Annotated in this window: 17 protein-coding genes; 5 read left to right on the forward strand and 12 right to left on the reverse strand. The window is 62.9% G+C overall.

The window, feature by feature from the left end; genetic code table 11:
- Positions 1–25: 25 nt before the first annotated feature.
- Both gorA and ACYVHK_RS15265 read right to left on the reverse strand, forming a co-directional pair.
- Positions 26–1,384 carry a glutathione-disulfide reductase gene (gene gorA / locus ACYVHK_RS15260; protein ID WP_460533780.1) on the reverse strand — a complete coding sequence of 453 codons (1,359 nt, stop codon included), beginning with the start codon at positions 1,382–1,384 and terminating at the stop codon, positions 26–28.
- Positions 1,385–1,479: 95 nt separating this feature from the next.
- On the reverse strand, positions 1,480–2,415 hold the full coding sequence (locus ACYVHK_RS15265) for a LysR family transcriptional regulator (protein WP_460533782.1): 936 nt from the start codon (positions 2,413–2,415) through the stop codon (positions 1,480–1,482).
- Positions 2,416–2,576: 161 nt separating this feature from the next.
- On the opposite strand from ACYVHK_RS15265, the gene ACYVHK_RS15270 reads away from it, so the two are divergent.
- A complete protein-coding gene (locus ACYVHK_RS15270; protein ID WP_460533784.1) occupies positions 2,577–3,755 on the forward strand; it encodes an MFS transporter in 1,179 nt (392 codons plus the stop codon).
- 58 nt (positions 3,756–3,813) lie between these two features.
- Here the strand turns inward: ACYVHK_RS15270 and ACYVHK_RS15275 are convergent, their stop codons facing one another.
- The 6 genes from ACYVHK_RS15275 to ACYVHK_RS15300 all read right to left on the reverse strand — a co-directional run bounded on the left by ACYVHK_RS15275 (position 3,814) and on the right by ACYVHK_RS15300 (position 10,839).
- A complete protein-coding gene (locus ACYVHK_RS15275; protein WP_460533786.1) occupies positions 3,814–4,962 on the reverse strand; it encodes a Gfo/Idh/MocA family protein in 1,149 nt (382 codons plus the stop codon).
- 11 nt (positions 4,963–4,973) lie between these two features.
- Positions 4,974–6,026, reverse strand: coding sequence for a sugar phosphate isomerase/epimerase family protein (locus ACYVHK_RS15280; protein ID WP_460533788.1), 1,053 nt, complete (start codon positions 6,024–6,026; stop codon positions 4,974–4,976).
- Positions 6,027–6,102: 76 nt separating this feature from the next.
- Positions 6,103–7,056, reverse strand: a complete 954-nt coding sequence (locus ACYVHK_RS15285) for a type 1 periplasmic-binding domain-containing protein (protein WP_460533790.1) — start codon at positions 7,054–7,056, stop codon at positions 6,103–6,105.
- A 268-nt stretch (positions 7,057–7,324) separates the two neighbouring features.
- Positions 7,325–8,329 (reverse strand): ABC transporter permease, encoded by a 1,005-nt coding sequence (locus tag ACYVHK_RS15290; RefSeq protein WP_460533792.1) that lies wholly within the window; start codon positions 8,327–8,329, stop codon positions 7,325–7,327.
- Positions 8,310–9,797: a sugar ABC transporter ATP-binding protein gene (locus ACYVHK_RS15295; RefSeq protein ID WP_460533794.1), complete on the reverse strand. Its 1,488-nt coding sequence runs from the start codon at positions 9,795–9,797 to the stop codon at positions 8,310–8,312. The genes ACYVHK_RS15290 and ACYVHK_RS15295 overlap by 20 nt, the downstream gene beginning before the upstream one ends.
- 1 nt (position 9,798) lies before the next feature.
- Positions 9,799–10,839 (reverse strand): LacI family DNA-binding transcriptional regulator, encoded by a 1,041-nt coding sequence (locus tag ACYVHK_RS15300; protein ID WP_460533796.1) that lies wholly within the window; start codon positions 10,837–10,839, stop codon positions 9,799–9,801.
- Positions 10,840–11,172: 333 nt separating this feature from the next.
- Here ACYVHK_RS15300 and ACYVHK_RS15305 point away from each other — a divergent pair, with 333 nt between their 5' ends.
- The 4 genes from ACYVHK_RS15305 (at position 11,173) to ACYVHK_RS15320 (ending at position 13,226) form a co-directional block, all read left to right on the forward strand.
- Positions 11,173–11,607 (forward strand): MarR family winged helix-turn-helix transcriptional regulator, encoded by a 435-nt coding sequence (locus ACYVHK_RS15305; protein WP_460533798.1) that lies wholly within the window; start codon positions 11,173–11,175, stop codon positions 11,605–11,607.
- A 101-nt stretch (positions 11,608–11,708) separates the two neighbouring features.
- Positions 11,709–11,909 (forward strand): hypothetical protein, encoded by a 201-nt coding sequence (locus ACYVHK_RS15310; protein ID WP_460533800.1) that lies wholly within the window; start codon positions 11,709–11,711, stop codon positions 11,907–11,909.
- A gap of 269 nt (positions 11,910–12,178) precedes the next feature.
- Complete coding sequence (locus ACYVHK_RS15315; RefSeq protein ID WP_460533802.1) at positions 12,179–12,697, forward strand: hypothetical protein; 519 nt, start codon at positions 12,179–12,181, stop codon at positions 12,695–12,697.
- A 121-nt stretch (positions 12,698–12,818) separates the two neighbouring features.
- Positions 12,819–13,226: an OsmC family protein gene (locus ACYVHK_RS15320; protein ID WP_460533804.1), complete on the forward strand. Its 408-nt coding sequence runs from the start codon at positions 12,819–12,821 to the stop codon at positions 13,224–13,226.
- Between the two features lie 162 nt (positions 13,227–13,388).
- On the opposite strand, the gene ACYVHK_RS15325 is transcribed toward ACYVHK_RS15320, so the two are convergent.
- The 4 genes from ACYVHK_RS15325 to ACYVHK_RS15340 all read right to left on the reverse strand — a co-directional run bounded on the left by ACYVHK_RS15325 (position 13,389) and on the right by ACYVHK_RS15340 (position 15,921).
- Positions 13,389–14,129: a dienelactone hydrolase family protein gene (locus tag ACYVHK_RS15325; protein WP_460533806.1), complete on the reverse strand. Its 741-nt coding sequence runs from the start codon at positions 14,127–14,129 to the stop codon at positions 13,389–13,391.
- Between the two features lie 189 nt (positions 14,130–14,318).
- Positions 14,319–14,909, reverse strand: coding sequence for a glycosyltransferase family protein (mobA, locus tag ACYVHK_RS15330; protein ID WP_460533808.1), 591 nt, complete (start codon positions 14,907–14,909; stop codon positions 14,319–14,321).
- Between the two features lie 5 nt (positions 14,910–14,914).
- Complete coding sequence (gene fdhD, locus ACYVHK_RS15335; protein WP_460533810.1) at positions 14,915–15,706, reverse strand: formate dehydrogenase accessory sulfurtransferase FdhD; 792 nt, start codon at positions 15,704–15,706, stop codon at positions 14,915–14,917.
- A 5-nt stretch (positions 15,707–15,711) separates the two neighbouring features.
- Positions 15,712–15,921: a hypothetical protein gene (locus ACYVHK_RS15340; protein ID WP_460533812.1), complete on the reverse strand. Its 210-nt coding sequence runs from the start codon at positions 15,919–15,921 to the stop codon at positions 15,712–15,714.
- Positions 15,922–15,930 lie beyond the last annotated feature (9 nt).

Genomic DNA, 15,930 nt, shown 5'->3' on the forward strand with positions numbered 1-15,930 from the left:
CCAAGACAAGCCCGCAGCCAGATGCCTATTCCCGGCTCAGCGTGCGCAAGGTCACGAACTCTTCCGCCGCCGTCGGGTGGATACCGATGGTGCTGTCGAACTGCGCCTTGGTCGCCCCCATGCGCACGGCAATCGCCATGCCCTGGATGATCTCGCCTGCGTCCGGCCCGACCATATGGCAGCCCAGCACCTTGTCGCTGTCCGCGTCGACCACCAGCTTGAGCAGCATGCGGTCATCCGCCCCAGCCAGCGTCATCTTCATCGACCGCAGCCGTGCTTCGTAGATATGTACCCGATGCCCCCGGGCGCGGGCATCGTCCTCGCTCAGTCCCACCGTGCTGATATTGGGCAGACTGAATACCGCCGTAGGGATCAGGGTGTAGTCGAGCGTATGGTATTGCTCAGGCTTATAGAGTTGCCGCGCCACCGCCATACCCTCGGCCAATGCCATCGGGGTCAGTTGTACCCGGCCGATCACATCGCCGATCGCCAGGATGGAGGGCTCGGCGGTACGGAAATCCGCATCGACCTCGATATAGCCATTGGCATCGCGCCGTACGCCGGTATTTTCCAGCCCGAGGTCATCCACCATGGGTCGACGCCCGGTAGCGAAGAAGACGCAATCGGTTTCCACCACCCGGCCGTCATTGAGCGTGACCGCCAGGCTGCCATCACCCTGCTTGTCGATGCGGCGTATCTCGGTATTGAACTGCAAGTCCATGCCGTGCTTGATCAGCTCGTCCCGCAGGTGCTCGCGCACACCCAGGTCAAAGCCCTTGAGAAACAGCTCACGTCGATACAGCAGGCTGGTCCTGGCACCCAAGCCGTGGAAGATGGAGGCAAACTCGACCGCGATGTAGCCGCCCCCCACCACCAATACCCGCTTGGGCAAGGCCGGCAGGAAGAAGGCTTCGTTGGAGGTGATGGCGTGCTCCTTGCCCGGTATGTCAGGCAGTACCGGCCAGCCGCCAGTCGCGATCAGGATATGTTCGGCGCGGTAACGCTGGCCGTCGACTTCGACCGTATGGGCATCGACCAGCCGGGCATGGCCATCCAGCACCTGGACGCCGCTGTCATCCAGCAACTTGCGATAGATCCCGTTGAGCCGGCTGATCTCGCGGTTCTTGTTGGTGATCAGCGTGCTCCAGTCGAAATTCGCTTCGCCGTGAGTCCAGCCAAAGCCGGCTGAATGGGCGAAATCTTCGGCAAAGCGCGCCGCATAGACCAGCAGCTTCTTGGGCACGCAACCCACGTTGACACAGGTTCCACCCAGGTAGCGGCTCTCCGCCACCGCCACCCGTGCGCCGAAGCCTGCGGCAAAGCGTGCTGCCCTCACTCCGCCGGACCCGGCACCGATCACGAACAGATCAAAATCGTAGGCCATCATTCCTCCGTCAACATCAATCGTTACCCTCACCATAGCCGACAGCGGGATGCCGCCGCGACTACCGCAATGGGACCGCCACCACCGGACAGTGTTCAGGTGGGTGCAAACTGCCGCCCTTCCAGCCGCAACAGGGGGTGCGCTTCAAACAGCTCGATGATCCAGTCCACGAATACCCGCACCTTCACGCTCAGGTGGCGGTTGGCCGGATAGACCACATACACGCTGGCCGGATCACTACGCCAATCCGGCAATAGCGCCTGCAACTCTCCACGGTCGAGATAAGGCTGCACCAGTACCGACGCCAGCTGCACGATGCCAAGGCCCGCCAGGCAGGCGGCCAGCGCAGCGCTGGAGTCGTTGGTATTGACGTTCTGCATGCACTCCACCTCGAATCGCTCGCCATCCTTGCTGAGTACGAAGGGAAACATCTTGCCGCTCCGCGCCGAGAAGGAGCGGATCACGCAATAGCCTTCGACCAATTCGTGCGGATTTCCGGGCAGGCGGCGCGTAGCCAGGTAGGCCGGCGTAGCGCAGACGGTGAAGTCGACCAGGGCCACCTGGCGAGCAACCAGCGATTGATCGGTAATGGCGCCGCCGCGTATCACGCAGTCGATGTTTTCACTCAACAGGTCGACCGGCCGGTCGGTCACCCCCAGGTCAACCTGGATGTCCGGATAGCGGCCACGAAAATCCGGCAGGGCCGGGATGATGACGGACAAGGCCAGCGAGGCCGGCACATCCACGCGCAAGCGACCGCGCGGTTTGCTGCGTGCGCCCGACATGCAGGACTCCATCTCCGCCATCTCGCTGAGCAGGCGCACCGCCCGCTCATAGTAGGCAGCGCCGTCGTCGGTCACGCTCATGCGGCGGGTGGTCCGGTTCAAGAGCTTGGTATGCAGCTCCCCTTCCAGGCCCTGGATCAGGCGGGTCAAGGTCGGCTTGGGCAGGTCCAGCATATCGGCGGCCTTGGCAAAGGTGCCGGACTCCACCACCCGCACAAAAGCCTGCATGGCCAGGAACTTGTCCATCTTCCCTCCGTTTGCATTCGCACAATCTCGTGCACCATTATTTCACCAATGAAATAAAGCATGCGAATTTTCGGTATTTATTAATGCGGCAAGCTGGTTTATTGTCCGACCACTCCTCTTACCGCTTTTTTCGCCGGGCCATTCCGGCCGGAGTAGGTCCTATGCTGCTACCCATTCTTTTGCTTTCCGCCGCCGGCTTCACCGTCATGACCACCGAATTCATGATCGTCGGCCTCCTGCCTGCCCTGGCCCGCGACCTGAATGTCAGCGTCTCCCAGGCCGGCCTGCTGGTTACGCTATTCGCCTTTACCGTCGCCAGCACCGGCCCCTTCCTGACCGCCCTCTTCTCCGGCTTCGAACGCAAGCGCCTGTTTGTCACCGTGCTGGTGCTATTCGGCCTGGCCAATACACTGGCAGCCTTCGCACCCAATATCATCGTGATGGGCGTGGCCCGCCTGATACCGGCACTGGCGCTACCGGTATTCTGGTCCCTCGCCAGCGAGACGGCGGTAGACCTGATCGGCCCGGAGAAAGCAGGCCGGGCAATCTCCATGATCGCCTTCGGCATTGTTTGCGCCACCGTGTTCGGCATCCCCATCGGCACCCTGGTCTCGGACGCCCTGGGATGGCGCAGCGCATTCGGCATTCTTGCCGCCGTCGCCTTTGGCAAGGCGCTGATGCTGCTGTTGTTCTTCCCGGCCAGCCGGCATCAGAAACCGCAGGTATCGCTGGCCTCGCAGGCCCGCATCCTGCGCAATCCGGTAATGGTCGGCCAGGTATTGCTGTCGCTGCTGGTCTTTACCGGTATGTTCACCGCCTACACCTATCTGGCCGACATGCTGGAACGCCTGGCAGGCTTCAGTGGCTCCGTGGTTGGCTGGTGCCTGATGGGTTTTGGCGTGGTCGGCCTGATCGGCAACACGCTCGGTGGTCGGCTGGTGGATCGCAGCCCGCTCGGCACCACGCTGGGTTTCAGTGCCTTGATGGCCATCGGCATGCTGGCCCTGGTCCCGAGCATGCAGTCCCATGTCGGCCTCGCGATCGCGCTGGCGATCTGGGGCATCGCCCAGTCGGCGCTGTTTATCGTCTGTCATGTCCGGCTGATGAAAGCCGCGGGCGAGGCCGCCGCCTTCGGCGCTTCGCTCAATATCTCCGGCGCCAATATCGGCATCGGCCTGGGCGCCATCCTCGGCGGCCGCGTCATCGATACCTGGGGCGTGGCCAACATCACCTATGCCGCCGTTGGGGTGATCGGCCTGTCATTAGTGCTGGCTCTGCTGCTGATGTCGTCCCGCCGGCCCAAGCCTGCAGCAGCCGTGCCGGCCTACAGCGCTCACTGAACACCGTTGTCGTGCGTGAAGAAAAAAAAGCCCCGATCCAGTCGGGGCTTTTTGCTGACTACGCCAATCTCACCCAGGTACCGCCCTGGCCATGGCTTGCCAACACCGCATCGATAAAACGATGCCCCGCCAGACCATCCTCCACGGTAGTCAGGGATAGGCTGGCAGGCGGCAAAGCGCTGCCCGCCTGCATGGCCTGGATCTGTAATGCCGCATCGGTATAGAGCTGGGCAAAGGCCTCCAGATAGCCTTCCGGATGTCCCGCCGGCACCCGGGTCGCATGCTGCGCCTCGGCACTGCCCACCCGCCCGCGGGTCAGCCGTTGCGCCGCACCGGCCAGCGAGGTGAACCAGAGCTCGTTCGGATACTCCTGCCGGAATTCGAGCTTGCCGCGGCTACCGTACACCCGCAGCCGCAGACCGTTCTCTTCACCGCTGGCCACCTGGCTCGCCCACAGCATGCCGCGGGCACCGTTGCCATAGCGCAGCAGCATCTGCACATGGTCATCCACCCGCCGCCCCGGCACAAATGTATGTAGTTCGGCAGCCAGCTCGGTCGGCGTCTGGCCGCTGACAAAGGCCGCCAGTTGGTAGGCATGGGTGCCGATATCCCCCAGGCAACCAGCCGGTCCCGCCTGGGCCGGATCGGTGCGCCACCCGGCCTGCTTGTTGGTCCCATCTTGTTCCAGCGGCTCGGATAACCAGTCCTGCGCGTACTCCACCTGTACCAGGCGCAAGTCGCCCAGTTCCCCCGCCGCGACCATGGCGCGAGCATGTCGCACCATGGGGTAACCACTGTAGGTATGGGTGAGCGCAAACAGGCGCTGCCGCTCACGCGCGAGTTGCGCCAACGCCTCGCCCTCGGCCAGCGACATCGCCAGCGGCTTGTCGCAGATCACATGTACGCCAGCCTGCAGAAAGGCCTTTGCCACCGGCGCATGCAGATGGTTGGGGGTGACGATGGCCACCACGTCGATGCCATCCGGCCGGGCAGCTTCCGCGCGGGCCATCTCGCGATAGCTGGCATAGCTGCGTTCCGGTGCGAGCCGGAGCTCTGCCCCGCTGGCGGCGGCTCGCGCCGGATCGCTGGAAAGCGCACCCGCCACGAGTTCATAGTGGTCATCCATGCGCGCGGCCAAGCGATGCACCGCACCAATGAACGCCCCTTGCCCGCCGCCAACCATGCCCAACCTGAGTTTTCTCTGCACCGTAGTACCTCCTATCGCAAACCCAGCAGGGACTGCAGTTGCCCCGCATCCACGCCGCTCCCGGCAAAGTCGTCGAACGCCCGCTCCGCCACACGGATGATGTGCCGACGAATAAAGTCCGCCCCCTCGGCCGCCCCGTCCTCCGGGTGCTTCAGCGCGCACTCCCATTCCAGTACCGCCCAGCCCGGGTAATCGTACTGCGCCAGCTTGGAGAAGATAGACACGAAGTCGATCTGCCCGTCCCCGAGCGATCGGAACCGCCCTGCACGCTCGGCCCAGCCGCTGTAGCCGCCATAGACGCCCTGCCGGCCGTTGGGCCGGAACTCGGCATCCTTGACGTGGAAGGCCTTGATGCGCGCATGGTAGAGGTCGATGAAGGCCAGGTAATCGAGCTGTTGCAGCAGGAAATGGCTGGGGTCGTAGAGGATGTTCGCCCGCGGGTGCTCGCCGACCTCGCCCAGAAAACGCTCGAAGGTGACACCGTCGTGCAGGTCTTCTCCTGGATGCAACTCATAGCAGCAGTCCACCCCGGCATCCTCGAAGGCATCGAGTATCGGCCGCCAGCGCCGTCCCAGTTCCGCAAAGGCGGTATCCACCAGACCCGCCGGCCGCTGTGGCCAGGGGTAGAGATAGGGCCAGGCCAGTGCACCGCTGAAGGTCACATGCGCCGCCAGCCCGAGCCGTTGCGACGCCTGCGCTGCCGCCTTGAGCTGGCTGATCGCCCATTCGGTCCGGGCGGCTGGCTTGCCGCGTACCTCGGCTGCGGCAAAACCATCGAACAGACTATCGTAGGCCGGATGAACCGCCACCAGCTGGCCCTGCAGATGGGTGGACAGCTCGGTGATCTGCAAGCCATGCGCCGCCACCGTGCCACGGATTTCATCGGCATAGGTCTGGCTTTGCGCCGCCCGTTCCAGGTTGATCAGGCGTGGATCGGTCGGCAACTGCAAGCCCTCGTAACCCAGCCCCCGGGCCCAGGCGGCAAGGTGATCCAGGCTATCGAACGGCGCCGTATCGCCAAGGAACTGGGCCAGGAAGATGGCGGGGCCCTTGATGGTCTGCATGATGGGACTCCTTCTGCACGGGCGGGTCGATGTCACGCCCTGCCCGGCGGACATGCCGGGCAGGCTGTGCATCGGGTCAGAACGGTGAGTTCGGGAAGTAGAACTGCTTGGCGTTTTCCTTGGTGATCAGCACCGATGGAATGATGGTGGTGGCAGGCAGTTTCTCGCCCTTGAGCCGGGCTTCGGCAGTCAGCTTGATCGCGTCGTACATGAACTTGGGCGAGTAGGAGACGTTGGCCTGGATGCGCTTGTCGCTACCATCGATCAGCGTCTTGATCGCCCCCTTGGCACCCGCCCCGCCGAAGACGATGCGGATATCGGTTCGCTTGGCCTGATCGATGGCCTTGAGCACGCCAACCGCCATGTCGTCATCCGCCGCCCAGATGGCGTCGATCTGCTTGAAGCGGGTCAGGAAATCCTGGGTCACCTTGAAAGCGTCGTCCCGATTCCAGTTACCGTACTTTGCGTCCAGCAGCTTGATGTCGGGATGAGCCTTGAGCACGCCAGTAAAAGCGTCGAAGCGCTCATTGTCGAGCGTGGTGGGGATGCCCCGCAGCGCTACGATATTGCCTTTGCCATTCAGTTGCTTGGCCAGGTATTCGGCCGGCAGTTTGCCAAAGGCGGTGTTGTCGCCGGCGACATAGGCATCCTGGGCGCTGGTATCGGTCAGGCCACGATCCACCACGGTCACATAGATGCCCTTGCCCTTCACCTGCGCCACCGGCTTGGTCAGCGAGGCCGATTCAAACGGGAAGATCACCAGCGCGTTGATCTTGTTGACCGTTACCAGATCCTGCAACTGGTTGGCCTGCTCCGGCGCTCCGCCCGAGGTCTTGACGATGACCTTGAGGTCGGGATGCGCCTTTTCCAGCTCCGCCTTGGCCTGGTTGGCCCACCACACGATGCCGCCGGTAAAGCCATGCGTCGCGGTGGGAATGGATACGCCAAGCGTGACCTTCTCGGCCGCCTGGCTGGAAGCAAACGTCAGGGCCAGCAGGCTGGCGCTCAATGCACGGGTGATGCCTTTCATGGTGTCTCTCCGGGAAATAGTATTGAGTGATACGGGCTTCGACCTGCAACTTCCCACCCGGCAAAGCCAGGTGCTAGACGGCAACTGATACCTGAAACGCGCTTTGCTTTATTGAATCCACTCCCCCCGCCCTCGCCGCCGCGCGGGAGCCTTGCTGGCGCTCGTGGTACTCACTGAATAGCGACTGCTGAAGTACCAACGGAAATCTGAAATACGGGTGGTTTTTTGAGTCCTCTCCGCACCCGGGACTGACTGCCGGATTGCAGCCTCATCGTCGGCCTCGTTGTAAGAAGGCCACGACGATGATGACGAGGCCCTGGACGGCGGCGTTGAGGTAGACGCTGATGATGCTGGTGAGGTTGAGGATGTTGCTGATTACCGAGAGCAGGATGGCGCCGATGACGGTGCCGACCACGCGGCCTTCGCCGCCCTTCAGTGCGGTGCCGCCGACGACCACGGCGGCGATCGCTTCGAGTTCCCACAGGAGGCCGGTGGTCGGGGTGGCGGAGCCCAGGCGAGGGACGTAGAGCACGGTGGCGACGCCTACGCACAGGCCCAGGAACACATAGGTGATAATCTTGACCCGGTCGACCTCGATGGCGGCGTAGCGGGCGACCTGCTCGTTGGAGCCGATGGCCTGCACATAGCGGCCGTAGGCGGTGCGATTGAGCAACACGGTGCCGATCACGGCGACCAGCAGGAAAATCCAGATCGGGACAGGCACGCCCAGCAGGCTGGCGTAGTAGACCGGGCTGTAGAGGTCGGCCAGGGTATTGTCGAGGGTCAGCGCGCCACCGTCGGCGAGGTAGGTCAGCACGGCCCGGAAGATACCGAGCGTGCCGAGCGTGACGATGAAAGGTTCGATCCGACCCTTGGTGATCAGGAGTCCATGCGCCGCGCCGAAAGCCGCACCCAGTACCAGCGCCAGCGCGATACCGATCAGAACAATGGCCAGTGGGCCGGGGATGTAGCCGCCAACGCCCAAGGCCAGCCGGTTCATCAGGTAGATCATGCTGCCTGCGATCAGCGCCGCCATGGAACCCACCGACAGATCAATGCCGCCGGAAATGATCACGAAGCTCATGCCCACCGCGATGATGCCGATGAAGGCCGTGCGGGTCAGCACGTTCATCATGTTGTCGATGGTGGCGAAATCCGGATTCAGCAAGGCGCCTGCCACGCACAGAGAGATCAGGCCGAGCACCGGTCCGATGCTGCCCAGATAACTGAGCCAGCGCCGGGCATCGCCCGCTTCAGTGGGTACCGGTTGCATGGGCGATCAACTCCTCTTCATTGAGATGGTCCTGCGTAAGGATGGTCTCCAGCCGGCCGCCACGAAGTACGGCGACACGATGGCAAAGGCCGATCAGTTCGATCAGCTCGGACGAGATCACGATCACCGCCCTGCCCTCGGCGGCAAGCCGCTGGATCAGGAAATAGATATCGCGCTTGGCGCCCACATCTACGCCGCGGGTCGGCTCGTCCAGCACCAGCACCTTCGGGTCCGGGTGCAGGAATTTGGCCAGCGCCAGCTTTTGCTGATTACCGCCTGACAGCATGCGGGCCCGGTTGCCCAGGTCGCCGGTACGGATACCGAAATCGGCAACCGCCGCGGCCATGGCCAGTTTTTCAGCCACCACGTCCACCCAGGGATGGGCATAGCGTTCGAGCGTCATCAGCGTCAGGTTGGCCGCCAGCCCCAGGTTCACGTGCAGTCCCTTGCCCTTGCGATCCTCGCTCAGGTAGGTCAGACCCTGTCGCATGGCCTGCCGGGGCGAACGCAGCGTCACCGTCTTGCCGGCAAGATGGACCGCACCCACGGTGGCCGGCCTGAGGCCGATCAATCCTTCAAAGGCCTCGGTCCGTCCTGCGCCGACCAGCCCGGCAAAGCCGAGTATTTCGCCGGTACGTACTTCGAAATCCAGCCCATCGGCCCAGCCGGGCACAGTCAGTTGCCTGACCTGCAGCGCCACAGCCGCGTCGGCCGTCGGCCATTGCTTGGGTGGAAACATGTCGGATACATCGCGCCCCACCATCAGGTTGGCCATCTGCTGACGGTTGAGACTGGCAGTCGGCGCCTCGGTCACGAAACGCCCGTCCCGCATCACGATCACCTGATCGGTGATGCGTTCGACCTCGTCAAGCTTGTGCGAGATATAGAGCAGCGTGACACCCTCGCTGCGCAACCGCGCCATCAGCGTGAACAGCTTCTCGGTCTCGCCCGGCGTGAGCGTGGCGGTTGGCTCATCCATGATCAGCAGACGCGCCTGGCGAGACAGCGCCTTGGCGATCTCCACCAGTTGCTTCTCGGCCACGATCAGATCGCGCACGCGGGTGTCGGGGTCCTTGTCGAGTCCCACCTGTGCCAGGTAGCGAGCAGCCTCCTGGCGCATGGCGCGATCATCCAGGAACAGGCCGCGCTTGCGCTCATGGCCCAGAAACATGTTCTGGGCAATGCTCAGGTGCTCGGCCAGATTGAACTCCTGATGGATCAGTACGATGCCCGCGGCCTCCGCCTGGCGTGAGCTGGTGAAGCGCAGCGCCTGACCATTCACTTCGATACGTCCCTCACTAGCTTGCTCATAACCCGCCAGTATCTTCATCAAGGTGGATTTTCCGGCGCCGTTCTCACCAAGCAGACCATAGATACGTCCGGGTGCCAGCGCAAAGCTCACGCCGTGCAACACACGTACCGGACCGAAGTCCTTGCGCACCTCGTCAAAGCGGATCGCCAAGCTCATCTCAGGCGCTCCCCCGCACCACCAGGCGGTGCGGCAGCAGCACCCCGGCCACCGGTACTTCCGGTGTGGCTAGTCGCTGTAGCAGCAGGCTGGCCGCCCGCTCACCCAATTCACGCATGGGCTGGGCGATCGTCGTCAGTGGCGGGTCGATCTGTCGGGCCAGCGCAATATCGTCAAAGCCCAGCACCGCCACATCGTCCGGTACCCGCTTGCCCAGGCTGCGCAGACCGGCGATCACACCGATCGCCAACGTGTCGGACACCGCGAAAATCGCCGTCGGTGCCGACGGCTGCTGCAAGAGTTGCCTGGCTGCCGCCGCACCCGCCTCGTAATCCAGTGAATTGACGTTCAGCTGCAGTGCGGGCTCGGCCGCAATGCCGGCAACACGCAATGCATCCTGATACCCCTGCTGGCGCTGCCGCGCATAAAGATAGTTCGGGTCCGAGTTGATCAGGGCGATGCGCCGATGCCCCCGTTGCAGCAGGTAGTCCACCGCCAGCCGGGCTGCTGCCTGGTTATCAATACCCACATAGGGCACTGCCGAGATGGGATCAAACTCGCAGCAAGCCACCCAGGGCAGGTCCAGTGCTTCATCCAGCAGGGCCTGCTGTACCGTGTCCGGGTCCAGACAGATGGCCCCATCCGCCCGTCGCCGACGCAGCAGGTCAAAATAGGTCCGGTCACGCCCCAGCTCCGCGCCGGTGTCGCACAGCAGCAGGTCATACCCCTGCTGCCTGGCCACGCTGCCGATGCCACGCACGATTTCGGCATAGAAGGGGTTGCCCACATCCGGCACCATGGTCAACAGCAGACGGCTTTCGGCGGTGCGCAGGTTACGCGCCAGCTCGTTCACCCGATAGCCGCTGGCGGCTACGGCCGCCAGTACCTTGCTGCGCGTGGCCGGCTTCACGCCGGCGTGCTCGTTCAAGACGCGTGACACGGTGGCGACCGACACCCCCGCCTGTTCGGCGACCTCCGCGATCGATATCGCGGGTGCACCCGTCACGGCAGCCATAGCAGCAGGAGTGAACGATTTCGGCACCACACCACCTCAAAATGTAATCGATTACATTTTTAAGGCGACGCAAAAATTCCCGCAAGAACAATCAGTTGTGCGTTGCGGCATGCATCTGCCTCAAGCAGGGACTCACCAGGAAAATAAGCCCCTGCAAACCAGCAATACCAAGCCTTGCTGCACGACGATGGCTTATGCTGCACCGCTACATCAAGCAGCTGCTTGTTACGACCCCTGGCCGGCCAGATAGGGATCGGCCTGCATGGACTGGCAAGACGTCAATAATCAGGTAGTTAGTCATTTGCATTGTGTGCTAACTATTGCTATGCTAAGTACACAAACTGACTGGAGCGCAACATCATGAACTCGCCCTGCCCCCCAAAGCTGGACCAGCATTTATGCTTTGCCCTGTATTCCACCTCGCTGAAGCTGACCCAGATCTACAAGCCCCTGCTTGAGAAGCTGAATCTGACTTATCCGCAATATCTGGTCATGGTGGTGCTGTGGGAGCAGGAAGGCCTGGGCATCAAGGATCTCGCGGAAAAGCTGCAGCAGGATTCCGGCTCGATCACCCCGGTCGTACAGCGGCTCGAGGCCGAAGGCTACCTGAACCGCACTCGCGACCCGGACGACCAGCGCAGCCTGATCCTGACCCTGACCGAAGCAGGCAAAGCGCTCAAGGCGGACGCCTACCAGATCAACCAGTCCATCAAGCACGCTTGCGCCAGTTGCGATGAAGAAATCGCCGGCCTGATGAACAGCCTGGTCGATCTTCGCAAGAAACTGGCGAGCTAGGCCATCAACCTGGTCGCAGGCCGGTAGACCGGACAAGGTCCCCTACCGGCCACCACAAGCCGTTCCCTGATGCCAAACCCCACCATGCCAGGAGCCTGATCATGCCCAAGTCACCTTTCTCCTACTCGCGCCTGGGTGTCGACGAACAAGCCTTGCTGGCCACGCTATCCCAGCGTGATGCCCGCCAGGCGCCGCTCACCCTCCAGCCGACGCTGCAACTGCCGGCGACGCTACCGGCGATCCAGCCCGCCAAGGTAGAAGCGACGGCGAAGGCACGCGTGGTCATCGTCGACATGGCCTGAATCGAACCTCGCAAAACCGATAAACGGTCATTTAATTAGCTTGCTAATTATTAGTTCGTTAAGTATATTGAACACATGGCAGCGCAACACGGTTCGGAGCAACAAGTCCAGACCCTGATTGGGAAGCCGGCCCCACGACCAAGTAGCAAGTGGAGCGCAGTACAGACCAGTGCCGATTAAAAACTTAGCGCACTCATAGTTAGCGAAGTTAGCTTAACCGGCCATACGAACCGCGACTCACTCATTCAAACTTGCAAAGGAATCTCATCATGAAAACGTTCGCCCAACTGCTTTCCGTATCGCTGCTTGGCCTGGCCGTGAGCCAAGCCCTTGCCGCCAGCCCGGTCAATACCGATGACTTCCGCCGCGATGCCAACAACGGCTATCTGGAAGTTGCCGCTGTCAGCCGTACCGTCCGCGAAAGCGCCACCGTCGTGCCCTCAGACACCGATAGCTATCGCCGTAGCGAGCAGACCGAAGCCCAAGGCAACAACGGCGCAGCAAGCCGCACCACCCGTGAGGCCGCTGATGAAGGCGTGAGCTACGGTCCCGCCTACGCACCACAGCAAGGCCCTGCCGCCTACGAACCACGCGGTCAGCGAGTCGTCGCACCAGCACCGCGAGGCCATCAGATCGCTGTCAGCACCTACGTGACCAGCCAGGGTGAGGCCAGCTACGCACCGCGTGGCAAGCAGACCGAAGTCGCCCCCGTCTCGAACGGCAAGGCAGGCGGCTATGTGCCCAGCCAGGGCGGCGCGAGCTACGAAGCACGCGGTACGCATGCCTGATGCTGCATGAATCCGGCCCGCAGCCGGGCTTGTGCTGTGTTCGCAAATAAGGACCAGACAAGCCCGGTGCGGTCCCCGACCAAGCAACCGTCACCTTTCGCCGTAAACAGGAGTTCTCGCCATGTATGCCAACCCGATACTCAGCAGCAAGTCCGCGCACGACCAGGGACCCATCGCTCAGGGCGATCTCCAGAACCAGTTGGCCGGCTTCCTGGCACTGAATGAGCTCGGGTCCGATGCGATCAGTCCGGAGCAACTGTTTGCCGCAGGCTACTCAAGCTGCTTTATGAAGGCCTTGAAGTCGGTTGGGGGACAGGGGGTGTCGTTGATACCACCCGAAGCGTCCATCACTGCCGATGTCGTGGTGGGTCAATCTGCCATAGGGCCGGCACTGGATGTGGAGCTGAGCATCAACCTGCCGGGTCTGGATCGGGAGATCGCCCAGCAGTTGATCCAGCAGGCCCATCTGATCTGTCCCTACGCCGAGGTTGCACCCGGCCAGGTCGAGGTCAAAACCGTATTGCTGTAAGTCCCGGCCGGCGCGAGCCTGCCTGCCGCCCGGGGCCACCCCTCTCTCCTGTTGTCTATTCCGGCTACCCGCAAGGTAGCCGCTTTTTTTGCGTACGACCGACGTAAAAAAAACCGATGCAATACACCTCGCATCGGCTCTTTCCCGGCACACCCCGGCCTGCTATTGGCCGCGAAAACGGGGACGTACTTTCCCCTGTCTGAACTGCTCGCGCAGAAATTGCGCAGCCCGCCGCCGGGCATCGTGCGAGAACTCGCCCTCGGCTTCAAAGCCGAAATTATGTTCGGCCCTCGGATAGACGACCAGCTTCCCCGGACTGCCCAACTCCTTGGCCTTGTCCACGATCAACTGTGCTTCTGCAAGCGGCACGACCGTGTCCTCCTGCCCATGCAGGACCATCAGGGCAGGCAGGTGCGCAATGTCCTGGCGCAGCATGGCCGGGGCCGGCATGCGCGCGGCGAGTATCACGAGCGGACCCAGCTTGGGAAATTCAGCCGCCGTCGCAATGGCGAGCTTGCCGCCTTGTGAGAAACCCAAGAGGCCAACGCTACCGGTCGATTGCTTCTGGCTGGCGATATAGGTCGCAACCTCCCCGATCAGACGGGTCCAGGCACGAAAGCGGATGTTGTAGTCAAAACGTCCCACCAGGGCGACTACCGCTTCGTCGTTGTCGCTGTAGTAACGCACCAGATAGGCATCTACCCCCTGCTCGGCAATGCTGTTCGCGTAGTGCTGGTAGGCATCGGGGAACGCCTGCAAGCCTTGCCGTCCATGCAGGATCAGCACGGCCGGCCTGGGCCGGTCACCTGCCGCGGCATACAGGCTGACCGAAACCGGCCGCTCGCTGGTCGGTATGGTCAAGGACTGTGGTGACACGGCCGCCCACGCACATTGGGCCGACATGGCGGCCACAAGCAACAGGGCGCGTAGCGAGGCAAGGCAGGAAAAACCCGAAAACTTCATGGACTAGATAGGGCCGTTTGAGGATTGCATCGAGGTGGTCGCATGGCCTTGCCGTAGCAGGTCACACTTGTCTAGACATTATCGCACACTACAACGTGGGGAGCAGGCCGACGGGGGCGTGAGCATGGCCTACGCCGCACCCCCAGCGCCATCGCGCAATGCACCCGGCGCATTGCAGTGCTGCAACCGACCGGGCAGCGCAATGTCACGGGCGCCTGCCGCATCTTGCCAGCGCATCACGGCATGGTGCCCGTCATCCAGGGCGCCTTGCAAGTGGGTCAGCAAACGCCGTTGCAACAAGCACAGCAGCGGCTGGGGCCGCTCCTCATCATGGCAACGGATTACCGGGGCCTTATCGCGGGCCACCCATAGTCGCGCCAGCAAATCGGTCGGCAGCCTGGGCATATCGCAAGGCAATACCAGCAGCCAGTCGGCCGAACTCGCCAGCATCGCCGCCTCTATCCCGGCCAGTGGACCGGGATAATCCGGCCGGACATCCGCCAATACGGGGAAGCCACTACGGGCGTATTCGGCCTGGTTACGATTGGCGGAAAGATAGACCTGCCCCAGTTGCGCGCGGGGTAGTTGCGCCAGCACATGCTGATAGAGCGGCTTGCCGGCCAGCTCGATCAGGCCTTTGTCCTGACCACCCATGCGCCGACCCATGCCGCCGCACAGAATCACGGCATCGACGGACTCGGGAGGCGCAGCCGGCAACATGGGCTTCAGCCTAGCAATCGCTGCGGATGGCTGTAGGCCGTCAGCCGGCCCTCGCGGGCAAAGCCGATCAGGCAAAGCCCGGCCTCGTCGGCCAGTTGCACGGCCAGGGCGGTCGGCGCCGAGACGGCGGCCAGTACCGCAAAGCCGGCGCTCGCTGCCTTATGCACCATCTCGTAGGAGGCCCGGGAGCTGATCACGATCACCCCGTCACGCTCGCTGTGCCGGGCAGACGCACCGATCAGCTTGTCGAGCGCGTTGTGGCGGCCCACATCCTCGCGCACCGTCATCTCGCCATCTCGCCACCAGCCCGCAGCATGTACCGCGCCGGTCGCCGCATTGAGCACCTGACCTTGCATCAGTTGCGCCATACCCTGGCTGATCGCCGCCACCGGTACACCACCCGCCGCATCCAGCTTGCGGATCGGCCGGATTGCCTGCTCCAGCGTGTCCTGCCCGCACAGGCCGCAACCGGTGCGGCCGGTAAGGCTACGACGGCGCTCCTTGAGCCCCTGAAAACGCGCCTCGGTAATACGCAGCTCGACATTCACGCCACCGGCAATCGGGCTGATCTCGCAGTCCAGCAACTCACCGGGACGTTCGAGTATGCCTTCGGTCAGTGAAAAACCCAGCGCGAAGTCTTCCAGGTCCAGCGGCGTGGCCATCATCACGGCATGCGAGATGCCGTTGTAGACCAGCGCCACCGGTGTCTCCTCCGCCAGCAGCTCATCGCGCCCGATGCGCTCCCCCTGCTGCATGCGCAGTGCACGGACCGGCTGGCTACCGGGTGGATTCACCATCGACCTTATTGGCTCTGACATAGGGCTCGCCCTTTCTCGGTCAGCCATAGTGTGCGCCGCTTGCCTTCCTGGCGCGCCTCTACCAGGCCCAGGCCGCCAAGCGCGGCATTGCTGCCCAACAGAGCCAGCGCCCGGTTGAGCTGGCTCATGCCGATGCCCAGCTTCTTGTCGATCTGGTTGTCCGACATGCCGTCCCGCTCAAAGAGTTGGGCCATGATGGCCAG

The sequence above is a fragment of the Chitinimonas naiadis genome, from assembly GCF_054780835.1.